General features: G+C 41.8%; 17 protein-coding genes. 5 read left to right on the top strand and 12 right to left on the bottom strand.

All coding sequences use genetic code 11. The annotated features are described in order from the left end of the window. Positions 1 to 37: 37 nt before the first annotated feature. Together serC and ES017_RS13145 are read right to left on the bottom strand one after the other, a co-directional pair. Positions 38 to 1114, bottom strand: a complete 1077-nt coding sequence (serC, locus tag ES017_RS13140) for a 3-phosphoserine/phosphohydroxythreonine transaminase (RefSeq protein WP_171335202.1) — start codon at positions 1112 to 1114, stop codon at positions 38 to 40. Positions 1115 to 1217: 103 nt separating this feature from the next. Next, positions 1218 to 1385, bottom strand: coding sequence for a sporulation YhaL family protein (locus tag ES017_RS13145; protein ID WP_021095513.1), 168 nt, complete (start codon positions 1383 to 1385; stop codon positions 1218 to 1220). A 121-nt stretch (positions 1386 to 1506) separates the two neighbouring features. Between ES017_RS13145 and ES017_RS13150 the strand changes: the two genes are divergently transcribed. After that, entirely contained in the window at positions 1507 to 1692 is a 186-nt protein-coding gene (locus ES017_RS13150; protein ID WP_026011563.1) for a YhzD family protein, read from the top strand. A 19-nt stretch (positions 1693 to 1711) separates the two neighbouring features. On the opposite strand, the gene ES017_RS13155 is transcribed toward ES017_RS13150, so the two are convergent. The 5 genes from ES017_RS13155 to ES017_RS13175 all read right to left on the bottom strand — a co-directional run bounded on the left by ES017_RS13155 (position 1712) and on the right by ES017_RS13175 (position 6064). Beyond that, entirely contained in the window at positions 1712 to 3211 is a 1500-nt protein-coding gene (locus tag ES017_RS13155; RefSeq protein ID WP_084220267.1) for a coproporphyrinogen III oxidase, read from the bottom strand. A gap of 69 nt (positions 3212 to 3280) precedes the next feature. Beyond that, positions 3281 to 4141: a Cof-type HAD-IIB family hydrolase gene (locus ES017_RS13160; protein WP_021095510.1), complete on the bottom strand. Its 861-nt coding sequence runs from the start codon at positions 4139 to 4141 to the stop codon at positions 3281 to 3283. Between the two features lie 71 nt (positions 4142 to 4212). Next, on the bottom strand, positions 4213 to 4557 hold the full coding sequence (locus ES017_RS13165; RefSeq protein ID WP_021095509.1) for a YlbF/YmcA family competence regulator: 345 nt from the start codon (positions 4555 to 4557) through the stop codon (positions 4213 to 4215). A gap of 63 nt (positions 4558 to 4620) precedes the next feature. Further along, complete coding sequence (locus ES017_RS13170) at positions 4621 to 5730, bottom strand: DUF445 domain-containing protein (RefSeq protein ID WP_171335203.1); 1110 nt, start codon at positions 5728 to 5730, stop codon at positions 4621 to 4623. Between the two features lie 40 nt (positions 5731 to 5770). Continuing rightward, positions 5771 to 6064, bottom strand: coding sequence for a hypothetical protein (locus ES017_RS13175; RefSeq protein ID WP_021095507.1), 294 nt, complete (start codon positions 6062 to 6064; stop codon positions 5771 to 5773). A gap of 97 nt (positions 6065 to 6161) precedes the next feature. Between ES017_RS13175 and ES017_RS13180 the strand changes: the two genes are divergently transcribed. The 3 genes from ES017_RS13180 (at position 6162) to ES017_RS13190 (ending at position 8485) form a co-directional block, all read left to right on the top strand. Continuing rightward, on the top strand, positions 6162 to 6311 hold the full coding sequence (locus ES017_RS13180; RefSeq protein WP_009362015.1) for a hypothetical protein: 150 nt from the start codon (positions 6162 to 6164) through the stop codon (positions 6309 to 6311). Positions 6312 to 6379: 68 nt separating this feature from the next. Further along, positions 6380 to 7261 (top strand): PucR family transcriptional regulator, encoded by an 882-nt coding sequence (locus tag ES017_RS13185; RefSeq protein WP_021095506.1) that lies wholly within the window; start codon positions 6380 to 6382, stop codon positions 7259 to 7261. Positions 7262 to 7372: 111 nt separating this feature from the next. Continuing rightward, positions 7373 to 8485, top strand: a complete 1113-nt coding sequence (locus ES017_RS13190) for an ABC transporter ATP-binding protein (protein WP_021095505.1) — start codon at positions 7373 to 7375, stop codon at positions 8483 to 8485. Positions 8486 to 8514: 29 nt separating this feature from the next. Here the strand turns inward: ES017_RS13190 and ES017_RS13195 are convergent, their stop codons facing one another. Further along, on the bottom strand, positions 8515 to 8757 hold the full coding sequence (locus tag ES017_RS13195) for a hypothetical protein (protein ID WP_042534585.1): 243 nt from the start codon (positions 8755 to 8757) through the stop codon (positions 8515 to 8517). Between the two features lie 225 nt (positions 8758 to 8982). Between ES017_RS13195 and ES017_RS13200 the strand changes: the two genes are divergently transcribed. Further along, positions 8983 to 9183 carry an alpha/beta-type small acid-soluble spore protein gene (locus ES017_RS13200; protein ID WP_003395655.1) on the top strand — a complete coding sequence of 67 codons (201 nt, stop codon included), beginning with the start codon at positions 8983 to 8985 and terminating at the stop codon, positions 9181 to 9183. Positions 9184 to 9303: 120 nt separating this feature from the next. Here ES017_RS13200 and ES017_RS13205 read toward each other — a convergent pair whose 3' ends face one another. From ES017_RS13205 to ES017_RS13220, 4 genes are all read right to left on the bottom strand, one after another. Next, the gene (locus tag ES017_RS13205; protein WP_042534587.1) at positions 9304 to 10569 is read right to left on the bottom strand and encodes a hemolysin family protein; all 1266 of its coding nucleotides are present in this window, start codon (positions 10567 to 10569) and stop codon (positions 9304 to 9306) included. 277 nt (positions 10570 to 10846) lie between these two features. Then, positions 10847 to 11635 (bottom strand): bifunctional hydroxymethylpyrimidine kinase/phosphomethylpyrimidine kinase, encoded by a 789-nt coding sequence (gene thiD, locus ES017_RS13210; protein ID WP_042534589.1) that lies wholly within the window; start codon positions 11633 to 11635, stop codon positions 10847 to 10849. A gap of 4 nt (positions 11636 to 11639) precedes the next feature. Next, a complete protein-coding gene (locus tag ES017_RS13215) occupies positions 11640 to 12656 on the bottom strand; it encodes a thiazole biosynthesis adenylyltransferase ThiF (protein WP_171335204.1) in 1017 nt (338 codons plus the stop codon). After that, complete coding sequence (locus ES017_RS13220; RefSeq protein WP_021095500.1) at positions 12656 to 13423, bottom strand: thiazole synthase; 768 nt, start codon at positions 13421 to 13423, stop codon at positions 12656 to 12658. The genes ES017_RS13215 and ES017_RS13220 overlap by 1 nt, the downstream gene beginning before the upstream one ends. Position 13424 lies beyond the last annotated feature (1 nt).

The following is a 13424-nucleotide window of genomic DNA, read 5'->3' on the forward strand; positions in this document are numbered from 1 at the left end:
TATAGCACTTTAAAGTGTCGACGTAAAATAAAAATTTTCAAAAAATATTTTTTCGGAACGTTTCCATAAATTGCACTAACGCTTCACATGCTTCGATGTCAACCGCATTATAAATAGATGCGCGACATCCACCGACAGAGCGATGACCTGCTAATCCAATGAACCCTTTTTCTTTTGCTTCCGCTAAAAACTTCTTTGTGAGCTCCTCATTCGGCAACGTAAACGTTACATTCATATGCGAACGGCTTTCTTTTTTTGCATGCCCTTTGTAAAATCCTTCACTTTCATCAATACAACGGTATAATATCGCGGCTTTTTCCGCATTTTTCTTTTCGATCGCTTGCACGCCACCTTGTTCCTCTACCCATTCGAGCACGAGCGATAACATATAAATCGCAAACGTCGGTGGCGTGTTATATAACGAACGGCTTTCGCTATAAGTCCGATAGTTTAACATCGTCGGCAAACGGTCGTCCCCTTTCGCCAACAAATCTTTCCGAATAATGACGACCGTCACGCCTGAAGGTCCTAAATTTTTTTGCGCTCCTGCATAAATGAGCGCAAAACGGCTCACATCAATATCACGGCTTAAAATATCGCTTGACATATCGGCAATTAAATCAACGGACACGTTCGGAAATTCACGCCATTGCGTTCCTACAATCGTATTGTTTGACGTAATGTGCAAATACGCAGGACGCTCGGACAGCTCGATATTCGTCGGAATGTATGTATATTGTTCCTCCTTCGACGAAGCTGCTACGTGCGTCGCCCCTACTTTTTTTGCCTCTTTCATCGCTTTATCCGACCATGAGTCCGTCAACACATAGTTGCCGACTTCCCCTTCCTTCAACAAATTCATCGGCACCATAGAAAATTGTAAACTTGCTCCCCCTTGTAAAAAAAGCACATCATGCGTATCAGGAATGTTCATCAACTTACGCAACAACATTTCTGCGCGCTCATGCACCGCATCATATTCTTTGCTTCGATGGCTCAGTTCCATGACTGACATGCCTGTTTGTTGAAAGTTGAGCAATTCTTTTTGTGCTCGCTCTAACACGGCTAGCGGCAAAGCAGACGGTCCTGCATTAAAATTGTACGCTCGCTTCACACTTTTCTCCCCCTCATGTCATGTAATAATATATATCCTAACACGAAACGCAAAAAAATGAAGAAAAATTTTTGTGAATTTTTAAAAAAGAAAAAAGACCTTGTTATTCCAAGGCCTTTTGTCGTTGCTGACGCGCTTGACGAATACGCTCCATGTACACTTCTCCTTCTTTCTCTAGCAACTTTTCATCTATTTTTCGCTCTTCTCTCGCCGTGCGAATGGCCATATATCCGCTAATTATAATCCCAGCAAGAAGCAATGTAATAAGCATACATATCCCCCTTTAAGCTTGTCTTACTTTACACATATGCGAACAATCGGAAAAATAGACGTATAAAAGAAGGAAATGATTACGAAGGAGCGAATACATGCAAAGGAAAGGGGTGGAGAAATTGAAAACATATACGTTAACCGTTTTTGAAAAGACAGGAGAAAAACTGCTTGATGAAACATTTACTGCCGCCAACGATGACGAAGCAAAACGAATTGGCGAACAAAAATTAAAAGAAAAACAGTTAGAACATAAAACGCATCGTTGCACAACATCAAGCGGTAAACTTATTTTATTTCATCGATAAAGCCCCGATCATCTCGGGGCTAAAATAATTGTTCCATCATTTTTAATTTTTCGTTCGTGTAATGTTCATAATGTTCGTTATACACTTTCGGTTCTTTCGGATTCGCAAAATGCGTAATCGCTTTTGTTTCTGGGTGCACGAATTTGCTCGATGCCCCACATCCTAATCCGATAATCGACTGTTGTTCTTCCATAATCATAATGTTATAAATACTTTCTTGACCAGGCAAAGCATAACCGACGTTTTCTAAATTGCCGAGAATATTTTTTTGACGATATAGATAATACGGTACATATCCTTTTTCCTTCGTCCATCGTTCCGCGCGCTTCATCATTTCACTAATTTCATCACGATCCGCGACTTTATACTTTTCTTTATTTTTCGTCATTTCCGAAGCGCGCTTAAACGACAGCGTATGCACCGTCAACGATTCCGGCATCAATTTTTCTGTTTGTTCGAGCGTATAATGAAATTGCTCAACACCTTCCCCTGGCAAACCGATAATTAAATCCATATTAATATTGTTCATGCCTGCTTCGCGAGCAAGATGAAACTTCTCAATCGTCTCCTCAACCGTATGATGACGACCGATCGCCCGCAACGTTTCTTGAATGTATGATTGCGGATTAATGCTAATGCGGTCGATGTTCCATTTTTTCAGCACCGCTAGCTTCTCCGATGTAATTGTATCTGGTCTTCCTGCTTCAACTGTAATTTCACGCACGCGCTCGACGTTTGGAAAAACGCGATACATATGCGCATATAGCGCATCCATCTCCTCCGCTGTAATGCTTGTCGGTGTGCCTCCACCGTAATAAATTGTCGTAATTGGAATGTTGCGCTCTTTCAGAAACTGTCCAATTTTCTCCATTTCATAATGCAATCCGAATAAAAACGAATCGACAGACCCTTGTTTTCCTTGAATCGCATAGGCTGGAAACGTACAATACGCACATTTCGTCGGACAAAACGGAATACCGATATAAATGCTCACTTCTTTCGATAAATCGTATAAATCCGGCACAACCGTCAACTGACGATCAACAATGTGTTGCATAAGCTCAATTTTCTCGTCCGTCACTAAATAATCTTCGCGCAATGTGCGATGCGCTTCTTCTTTCGTGAAACCGGAACGTAATTTTTGATGAAGTAACTTTACCGGACGAACTCCTGTTAAAATCCCCCACTGTTGCACAACGCCTGTATATTGCTGTAATAGTGATAAATATATATACGAAACGGCATGTTTTACTTGCTTCATGCGTCCTTTTTCTTCTTCTGTTTTCCAAAACCGTTCGTAATGAGCCGCATACGTGTGACTATGTTCATCTTGCAACGTACCAACAACGACGAGCTGTTCTCCTTGTTGCACATGAATCGTCACACGCACATTCGCTTCTTCTGTTCGTGCGAAAGAGAGCGTTTGCTCTTCAAAAAATAGACCGGTAATAACCTCTAAAGAACGTTGAAAACGATCAACCGGCTCAAGTCCGCAAATGTCAATACGCAATGAAATCACCTTTCGCTTCAAAGTATTAAACTCATTTAAGTGTACAGAAGAAGCGAAAAGCTCGTCAAGAAACGGAAATTATTTTTTCTCTGTCGTGCGAATTTGCCGTAAAAATTGCGGGCGATGTTGCTTTCGAAAATGTTCTTTAATCATATAAGCCACACCTAGTTGCTCGTTTGAGCGCGTCACCCAATCAGCAACCGCTTTTACTTCATTTGGCGCATTCCCCATCGCAACGCCAAGACCAGCCGCTTCAATGGCTGGCATATCATCCATATGATCGCCGATCACAACCATTTCTTTTAACGAAATACCAAGTTCGTTTCCGAGACGAATGAGCCCGTTTAGTTTTGAAACGTTTTTTGGCAACAATTCGATTTTCCCGTCACTAATGGTGAGGGAGATCTCTGGAAACGCGCGTTCCATCGTTTCGACGATGTCATCACATTCGTCTTCGTTTGAATAAAAGACGTCAATTTTCATGACATCAATCGGATCATCGCGCAGCACATCACTTAATGAATCAACAAATTGCGCTGGGTAAAAAAACGGATCCCCTAAAATCGTTTTCGCAATCATATTGTTTTTTACTTTTTTTCGATTCCCGATCGAATACCGTTCATGAAGTAAACGAACGTTGCAGTTAAAATGTTCAAGCACGTGCACAATATCAAACGTTTTTTGCGCCGGAATGACCGACTCATATAACTTTTCTTCTAACGACTTCGCGACGAGCGCGCCTTGAAATGTCACTAAATACGAATCTAATTTCAACGCTTTCGCCACTTTTTTGGCTGACAAAAAGTTTCTTGACGTCAGCAACGTAACATATACGTCTTTTTTCTTCACAAAATCGATCGCTTCTTTCGTTTTTTTCTCTAATTTTCCGTTTGATTTTAATAACGTACCGTCAATGTTGAGCGCAAGCAATTTATACATGATCGTCCCCCCTCGATGTCATGGCTTCATTCATACGTATGACAAGGGTATAAAAAAAAGAACACCCATTTTCATGAGTGTCCGTCATATAGCTGCTCAATTGGTTGAATCATCGCGGCCATCGCTTGAGCAAACAATTCGTTTAAACGTTCCTCTGCCTGAATAAGCCGCGCGATATTTTCGTTCATTTCAATGACGTGCAAATGTTGTTGCAACAATTCGACATCTGCATCGCTGACCGGAAATCCGCTCATTTGTTTTTGTTGAAGCTGTTTTTGCAACGTGCGAAATTTCGCAAATAATTGATGTGCTGTCGGGTCGCGTTGCACTTGCTCATAAGCGCGACGAAGTTCGGCAAACGGTTCACTCATACGAATCGCTGTCGAAAGTTCGTGAATAGTTTGAAAGACGTCCATGCGACACGCTCCTCTCCTTTTTCCCTCTCTTTTTACGATATGAGCGAAGCGGTCGCTGTATGTCTACAATTGAATGAAAAACGTAATGCAACCTTGAATGAGTCCGATGACTCCACCTAACAAAGCCCCTAAATACGTAATCATTTTAAACTCGCGGCGCGAAATCGTTAAAATCATTTCCTCTAGCCGTTCCACAGAAAACGATGCCACTTCTTCTCGAACGATGTCTTGCAAATGAAGTCGCTTCATCCATCGTTCAATGCGTTCAGAAGCGAACTGTAAAAGAAAACGAACGAATGTCGGCAATGAAGCGCGCACATGAGAAGCGACAAGCGGACCGAGCGGCTGCTGAAGCGGCTCTTGCACAACGGCTACTGTCAGTCGCTTGATCCATAACACAATTCTTTCATGGCCGATCATTTGCTCCACGTCTTGCACATGTATCGCTTTCACTTTTTCCCATTCGTTTGTAAATAGTTGCACGAGTAATTGTTTTGCCCCGTCACTTTGTAAAAATTTCACGATTTCCGGGCGAATTTTGTCCGCTAAGCTGACGTTGCCAAGAAACATTTGAATCATATTCCCAAACATGCCGCGGCTTTGTAAAAATTCATTTATCATCTGTTCAATTTGCCGCTCTCCTTGCTCGCTCTCTACATACGTGCGCAAACGAAACAATAAACGATCGGCGATGGAAGGAATGGCATGATCAATTTTTTGTAATAACTCACTTGGAATGATATGATAAAGCGGTTGTTCACTATATTGTGACATCATCGTTTTATATTTTTTTTCAATCCACATTTCAGCGATTTGCTCAGGATGCTTAACACCGAATCGCTCAAGCCAATCGGCAACCGTCCGATCCGATTGTAGCCAGCGTTCGATTTCTTCTTGCACATAGTTTGTCATATCCCGAACAAACGCTTCATCGTTTAGCTTCCGACGCAGTCCGTCCGCTGTTAATAAATGTTCAACGACCATGCGCCCAAGTTGTTCCGCTAATTCTTCTCTCCGCTTCGGAATTAATCCCGGTGTAAATGGGATTCTTCTTCCTGCGATATACATTGGGCGATACGGACGAAACAGCATTTTAATCGCAAGTGAATTCGTCATTCCTCCGATCAATGCGCCAACCGCGATCATAAACAATAAATAAAGAAAAAGCCCCATAATGATCTCCCTTCTGTCCATAAGCTGTTCTAACCATTCATTATAGGGCTTGTCCGTTATGAGTGCAAACGTGTGATAATTGTTTGTGCAACTGTTTCAAACTTTTACATAACAAGATGCGAAACAGTTCCCGTTCTGTCGCATGTTCAGACGAAAGCCACGCTTCTTTATATATATTCATTTTCTCGAACCGCTCGCACCATCCATCTTTTTTTTCTTCCTGTTTTCTCTCCCATTCTTTTCCCATATGCAACACATATAAATAACGAACGAGTGCTTCTTCCTCTTTATCTAAATCGTAATTCGTTAATGCGTGTAAAAACTGAACAATCATCCTTTTCACCTCTCGTCATGAATATATGTGGACAACCAATGAACAATGCATACTTTTGTTTCATTTATACAAAATAACGAATAAGGGGGCATGGATCATGAAAGAACGCGATAATTATGAATGGGATATTGACCGAATGATTAACGAAGGCATGGCAGGAGGATACGTATATTCGTGCTATCAAGCAACAAATATTGAAGAGGCGCGCGATGTCCAAACGGAACAACCGCCACATGAAGTGAAATAAAGCGGCGAGCATTTTCTCGCCGCTTTTTGTATAATGATCGTGATGGGAGACGAAAGGAATGGGCATACATGTTAGAAAAATTACGAGCATATTATCGAGAAGCGCTTATTGAACACGGGCATGTGAGCAAGCAAGAGGAATATGAATGGTTTGCCACAGACCACGGTGAGCTGTTTGGCATAAAAAAAGAAGCGCTTACCGTGAAAGAACGGGAACTTTTAGCAACCCTATTTACATCTCATCAACCTATGCCTGCTTGGATGAGCGAACAACAACGAGCATGGCATCGTTTTTTAATTCAAAACGATAAACAATCATTTGAACAATTACCTTGCTCGGCACATACACGTTTCATTTATTTTTACATACAAAAAGGAACGGTTGATGCACATGATTTTATGGAAGCGATTCAATCGCTCTTCCCTTATGACGTGACGATGATTTCAGAAACAGAACAGCACTTTATCGTCATTGAACAACAAGGAGAGAGCGTCGCTTCTACTTTGCCTGAACTAATTGATACGTTATGTAGTGATTTTTACATTCAATTGCGGGCATATATTGGACAAAAGTGCCCACATGCTGTTGAACTTGTGCACATATTCGCTGCAGAAAAACGGTATTTTCAAATCGGCATAAAGCATAAGCCTGAGCAACGCGTCTACTGCATCGAAGACGTCTTCCCTCTTTTGCTGATCAACAATGAGGACATCACGTATGCGACGACGTTTTTACAAGCGATCAAGCAAGATGATGATATGATGAAAACAATGAAGACGTTTTTTGAATGCAATTTAAACGTCTCTCTTGCGGCAAAAAAGCTTCATATGCACCGCAACAGCTTACAATACCGCATTGATAAACTCATCGAAAAAACAGGCATTGATATAAAGCAGTTTAAAGGGGCACTGACTGTTTATTTAGCGATTTTACTTTATGAACGCCACTAGGCACATTGCCCGAAAACGTTTTCTTTTTTTGTGCACGATGTCCATTTACCGTTCGTTCGTTTTTATATATGCTTAAATCAAATGAAATCGATTACATGAGGAGGCATACACATGGCTGAGCTTCGTTTAGAACACGTGTATAAAATTTATGACAACAACGTAACAGCTGTAAAAGACTTCAACTTACACATTCAAGATAAAGAATTTATCGTTTTCGTCGGCCCATCGGGTTGCGGAAAATCAACAACGCTTCGCATGATCGCAGGTCTTGAAGAAATTTCAAAAGGTGATTTTTACATTGATGGGAAACGAATGAATGATGTTGCGCCAAAAGATCGTGATATCGCGATGGTATTCCAAAACTATGCCCTTTATCCACATATGAGCGTATATGATAACATGGCATTCGGATTGAAATTGCGTAAGTTTCCAAAAGAGGAAATCGACCGTCGCGTTCGGGAAGCTGCGCGCATTCTCGGTCTTGAGCAATATTTAGATCGCAAACCGAAAGCATTATCAGGCGGTCAGCGTCAGCGCGTAGCGTTAGGACGTGCAATCGTGCGCGATGCGAAAGTGTTTTTAATGGACGAGCCGCTTTCAAACTTAGATGCTAAATTGCGTGTACAAATGCGTGCTGAAATCGCAAAACTTCATCAACGTTTAGGAACAACGACCATTTACGTCACGCACGACCAAACGGAAGCAATGACGATGGCCACGCGCCTTGTCGTTATGAAAGATGGCGTCATCCAACAAGTTGGTACACCGAAAGAAGTATATGAAAAACCGGAAAATATTTTCGTCGGCGGATTTATCGGCTCACCAGCGATGAACTTCTTCCGTGGTGTGCTTCAAGACGGTGTATTTGTCATCGGCGATGTCAAAATCGCGGTACCAGAAGGAAAAATGAAAGTGCTTCGTGACCAAGGTTACGTCGGTAAAGAAGTCATCTTAGGTATTCGTCCAGAAGACTTCCATGACGAGCCAGTATTTCTTGAAGCATCACAAAACACAAAAGTGCGCGCGCATGTCGAAGTGGCAGAATTGCTCGGCGCAGAAATTATGGTATATTCTCAAATTAACGGCCAAGAATTTGTTGCACGTGTCGATGCACGCACAGACGTCAAAGCAGGTCAAACGATCGATCTTGCGTTAGATATGAATAAAGCACATTTCTTCGACGTCAACACAGAATTACGTATTCGTTCAAATAGTGAGAAATAATAACAGAGCCCGTTCGTTTGAGCGGGCTTTTACTCTTGAATAAAACGAACAACATCGTCATCGCAATTATTACAATGAAACAAATGAACGCAGACGTGTTGTTTTCTTGTATGTGCATAGCCATCAACCATTTTCATCATATCTGCATCCATATACGGACTATAATCATCAAAATAATCCGTTAATTTTCCTTCGTCTTTTAACTTTTCTCCACATTGATCACAATAAAAAACGATTGTTCGCAAACCGTTGCATAACGGACAAATGTGCATATTCATCCCTCGCTTCGTAATTTTCCATTATCTTTCCCACTACACAAAAAATTACCACACAAAAAAAAGAATAATAAAATGTTTTTTCCCCAAAATAGTAGTACAAACAAGCAAACAACATTCGATGGGTTAAGCCAAGCTTGGCAGCGTGAAAATCATCACGCGTTGCTGGTGCAAATCCAGCTAACCCAACCATAAAAACTTGTAACGAGGAGATGATTGAACATGGCAAACACAAATCAATTATTAGTATACGGTGCACAACAAGCTATCGACCAAATGAAATATGAAATCGCTCAAGAATTTGGTGTAAACCTTGGACCAGATGCAACTTCACGCGCAAACGGTTCAGTTGGTGGCGAAATTACAAAACGTCTTGTTGCAATGGCGCAACAACAATTAGGCGGATCTTACACAACTAAATAACATGGCTGAAAACCCCCAAGCAAACGCTTGGGGGTTTTGCGTTCGTTCATGTGTTGGATTTGTAAAAATTTTCTCCGGATGACCATTCCTTCATCAAAAAAGGAGCGAATCGCTCCCTTTTTACACATTTTCCATAATTGGTTCACGAATGCGAACGAGCACTTTGCGAATACGACGGTTTTCCACTTGGCGAACGGTGACGGTTAATGATTCGTATTCAAACGATTCTCCAACGGTGGGGATGCGTTCAAACATTTCAAACACCCACCCTCCGAGCGTATGAGAAGAACTTTCTAATTCATCAATTCCTAAAATGTCACAAAACTCATCAAGCGGTAATTCGGCATTAAATTCATATTCGTAATCGTTAATTTTCTGGAACGTTTTCACCGCTTCGTCATGTTCATCCCATATTTCGCCGACAATTTGTTCTAAAATATCTTCTAACGTAATCAATCCCGATGTGCCGCCAAACTCATCGATGACAATCGCCATATGTACTTTGCTTTTTTGCAATTCAGGCAACAATGTGGAGATGCGCATCGATTCAACAACAAATAGTGGCGTACGCAACAATGCGCGAACGTTGACCTCTTTCCCTTGTACGAGTTGACTAAAAAAGTCGCTTTCCGATAAAATGCCGATGACGTTATCAATATCTCCTTCATATACCGGCACGCGTGAATATCGTTCATGCAAAAAAATATCGCGAATTTCTTCAACTGGTTGGTTCACTTCCACTGCGACCATATCGATACGTGGTGTAAAAATTTCACCAACTAAAATATCGTTAAAATCGAGCGAACGATGGACGAGTTCTTTCTCTTTATTATCAATTACCCCTTCTTCCTCACTTAAATTGACCATGACTTTAATTTCTTCTTCTGTGACAGAAGGAGTATCTGGTTGATGGCCAACGAATTTCGATACAAGTTTTTTCAACATGACAAGCAATGCTGTAACGGGAGTAAATAGTTGAATAAGCATATATAGCACATCGGAAATAAGAAGTGAAAACGACTCCGCATGTTCTTTCGCCAATGACTTCGGCAATACTTCGCCAAAAATTAAAATTAAAATTGTCATACCGACCGTGCTAATAACAAGACCTGTGTTGCCGCCAAACAAATCTGTCGCCACTTTGGCGGAGATGGACGCTGCGGCAATGTTCACGATATTATTCCCGACTAAGATGGTAGAGAGGGCTTTGTCGAAGTTTTCTGCAATATATAGTGCTTTTTTACTGCCACGTCGCTTTTCGTCCACATAGTTTTTCAAGCGAATTTTATTGACGCTCGAAAACGCTGTTTCTGAAGCTGAAAAAAAGGCGGATAATAAAATTAAAGCAATGAGTAAAAAAATTAAACTCAGAGGCAAATCTCCCAATGAATATTCACACTCCTAATAAAAAGTATTGGTTATCATAAATATATACGTTAATGATACCAAATTTAACTGAAAAAGAAAACGACTGTACATATGCACAGCCGTTCTTATGACTCGATTAGCGTTGTACCGATAAAAAACGTTAAAAGCAACACGTACGTAATATTGAGCGTAATTGAAAGTTCTTCCACTCGTTCGTCCCCTCCATCAATATATTCCCCATTTTCATTTTAACAATGGTGAGAACGAATGTGTTTGTCAATGATGTGAACATTTTTTATTCATGAAATGCCCAATGGTTTGTCGGTCCATGCCCACCGCCAATTTGTAGCGTTTGTTCAATCGCCGCTTGAATAAATCGTTTCGCCACATCTACTGCTTCATATATCGTTTTTCCTTTTGCAAGTTGTGCTGTAATGGCGGCAGCAAACGTACATCCTGTCCCGTGCGTATGTTTCGTATGAACGCGTTTGCTTTTCCATTCGTAAAATTGTTCCCCATCGTATAAAAGATCGACAAGTTCATTTCCTTCCCCGTGTCCACCTTTCATGACGACATATCGCACACCCATGTCATGAAGTTTTTTCGCTGCTTCTTTTCGATGTTCCAATGTGTCAATTTGCATATTTGTTAACACTTCCGCTTCTGGAATGTTCGGTGTTAACACATAAGCAAGCGGCAACATATGCCGTTGCAACGCTTCGACCGCCTCTTGTTTCAATAGCGGCGAGCCACCTTTCGCGATCATCACCGGATCGACGACTACTCGCGTCCACCGATGTTGCTTCATTTTATAAGCAACACATTCGATGATTTCTTCGCTAAATAACATTCCCGTTTTTATAGCATCTGGCGGCAAATCGGTAGCAATCGAATCAATTTGCTTTTCAACCGCTTCAACAGGAAGCGGGTATACCCCTTGTACACCGAGCGTGTTTTGCGCAGTAACTGCAGTAATTGCTGACATGCCAAACACATGTAATTGATGAAACGTTTTTACATCCGCTTGAATACCCGCTCCCCCGCCACTATCTGAACCAGCAATCGTCAACGCTTTATATACCATGCTTTCACCCCAAATATTGATAATATAGCCGCTTTGCTTCTTGAACATCATTTGTGCCATGAATCAATACACGCCCATCGGAAAAAACAACAAAGCGATGCGAATCGACCGTAAACGAAAGTAAATAGTCGTTTTGTTCCACTTGAATTCCACGTTTTGTTAAAAATGAAAGAAGCGTTGTCCACTCTCGCTCTCCTCGATGGGCAGGACGAATTTGTACGGTTTCACGCCCACACAACACCGCAAATTTCGTTTCATTTTCGTATTGAAGGGCTGGATACGTTCGTCTTTCACTACACGACGGACAATCGTCTTTTTTTAACTTATGCACATCGATCATGCGATATTGTCCGTGCCATATATCAAATGAAACGAGTTTTCGATTCACTTGAGCGTGCACGCATATTTTTAACGCTTCAGCCGTTTGATGCGCAACGACCATATGGACGACCGGACTAATGATCCCAACGGTATCGCACGTCGCGTTGCCAAGCGGAACTTCTTCAAGTAAACAACGCAAACATGGCGTTTCATTCGGAACGATGACATAACTTAAACCGTAACTTCCTACGCACGCCCCATAAATCCACGGCACATCATACTTTTGCGACACATCGTTGATGATCATACGCACGTCGAAATTATCCGTACTATCAATAATGACGTGCGGACGCTCACGTGCAACAACTTGTTCAAGCAAGCAAGCGTCCGCATCAGCTACAATCGGTTCAACGACCACATCGCCATTTATGGCTCGCAAACGCATAGCAGCAGCAATGGCTTTCGGCAATCGGTTTGTTGCATCTTCTTCCGTATATAGCTGTTGGCGTTGTAAATTGCTCCATTCGACATAATCGCGATCAATGATCGTTATTTTCCCAATCCCTGCCCGTACAAGCGTTTCTGCATTTGCCGCTCCAAGCGCTCCTGAACCAATAACGAGCACATGTTTTTCACGAATATGTTGTTGTCCTCTTTCTCCAATTGGCGCAAACAATTGTTGGCGTGAATAGCGATCCATTAGACGATGCTCATCCCTTCACTTGGGCTACTCGCTGTTGCATATTTCTTTTTCGGGATGCGTCCCGCTTCATATCCAAGTCTTCCTGCCTCAATCGCAAGCTTCATCGCTTTTGCCATTTTTACGGGATCTTTCGCTGAAGCAACCGCTGTATTTAACAATACGCCATCCGCACCTAATTCCATCGCCAATGCTGCATCAGCTGGACCGCCAATGCCTGCATCGATAATGACAGGAACAGTTGCTTGTTCAATAATGAATTGAATGTTTAACGGATTCATAATTCCTTGCCCTGAGCCGATCGGTGAGGCGCCGGGCATAATCGCATGGCAACCGAGCTGTTGTAGTCGTTTCGCTAGCACGACGTCATCAGACGTGTACGGCAAAACGATAAATCCTTCTTCTAATAACATTTCTGTTGCTTTCAACGTCTCGATCGGATCAGGTAATAACGTTTGATCGCACCCGATCACTTCCACTTTCACCATATCACAAAGTCCAGAAGCTTTCGCTAAACGGGCGATGCGCACCGCTTCTTCCGCCGTTTTTGCCCCAGCTGTATTCGGTAACAACTTATATTTCGTTATATCTATTTTTTCTAAAAAATTCGGTTGATCGGGTGCAAAAATGTTCATTCGTCGCACCGCAAACGTTAAAATTTCTGCCCCTGACGCTTCAACCGCTTCTTTTTGAATATCGATGTTCGGAAATTTCCCTGTCCCAAGCAGTAAACGAGATTGAAATGTATACGGACCGATTTGTAACATA

Origin of the sequence: Anoxybacillus sp. EFIL (genome assembly GCF_013096955.1) — a bacterium.
In the GTDB taxonomy this organism is placed as follows: Bacteria; Bacillota; Bacilli; order Bacillales; family Anoxybacillaceae; genus Anoxybacillus; species Anoxybacillus ayderensis.

Bases quoted from the DNA above. Each gene is read 5' to 3' on its own strand.
- ES017_RS13145 (WP_021095513.1), bottom strand. From the start codon at position 1,385: ATGCTTATTACATTGCTTCTTGCTGGGATTATAATTAGCGGATATATG.
- ES017_RS13160 (WP_021095510.1), bottom strand. From the start codon at position 4,141: ATGTATAAATTGCTTGCGCTCAACATTGACGGTACGTTATTAAAATCA.
- ES017_RS13165 (WP_021095509.1), bottom strand. From the start codon at position 4,557: ATGGACGTCTTTCAAACTATTCACGAACTTTCGACAGCGATTCGTATG.
- ES017_RS13170 (WP_171335203.1), bottom strand. From the start codon at position 5,730: ATGGGGCTTTTTCTTTATTTATTGTTTATGATCGCGGTTGGCGCATTG.
- ES017_RS13175 (WP_021095507.1), bottom strand. From the start codon at position 6,064: ATGATTGTTCAGTTTTTACACGCATTAACGAATTACGATTTAGATAAA.
- ES017_RS13180 (WP_009362015.1), top strand. From the start codon at position 6,162: ATGAAAGAACGCGATAATTATGAATGGGATATTGACCGAATGATTAAC.
- ES017_RS13185 (WP_021095506.1), top strand. From the start codon at position 6,380: ATGTTAGAAAAATTACGAGCATATTATCGAGAAGCGCTTATTGAACAC.
- ES017_RS13190 (WP_021095505.1), top strand. From the start codon at position 7,373: ATGGCTGAGCTTCGTTTAGAACACGTGTATAAAATTTATGACAACAAC.
- ES017_RS13195 (WP_042534585.1), bottom strand. From the start codon at position 8,757: ATGCACATTTGTCCGTTATGCAACGGTTTGCGAACAATCGTTTTTTAT.
- ES017_RS13200 (WP_003395655.1), top strand. From the start codon at position 8,983: ATGGCAAACACAAATCAATTATTAGTATACGGTGCACAACAAGCTATC.
- thiD (WP_042534589.1), bottom strand. From the start codon at position 11,635: ATGGTATATAAAGCGTTGACGATTGCTGGTTCAGATAGTGGCGGGGGA.
- ES017_RS13215 (WP_171335204.1), bottom strand. From the start codon at position 12,656: ATGGATCGCTATTCACGCCAACAATTGTTTGCGCCAATTGGAGAAAGA.
- ES017_RS13220 (WP_021095500.1), bottom strand. From the start codon at position 13,423: ATGTTACAAATCGGTCCGTATACATTTCAATCTCGTTTACTGCTTGGG.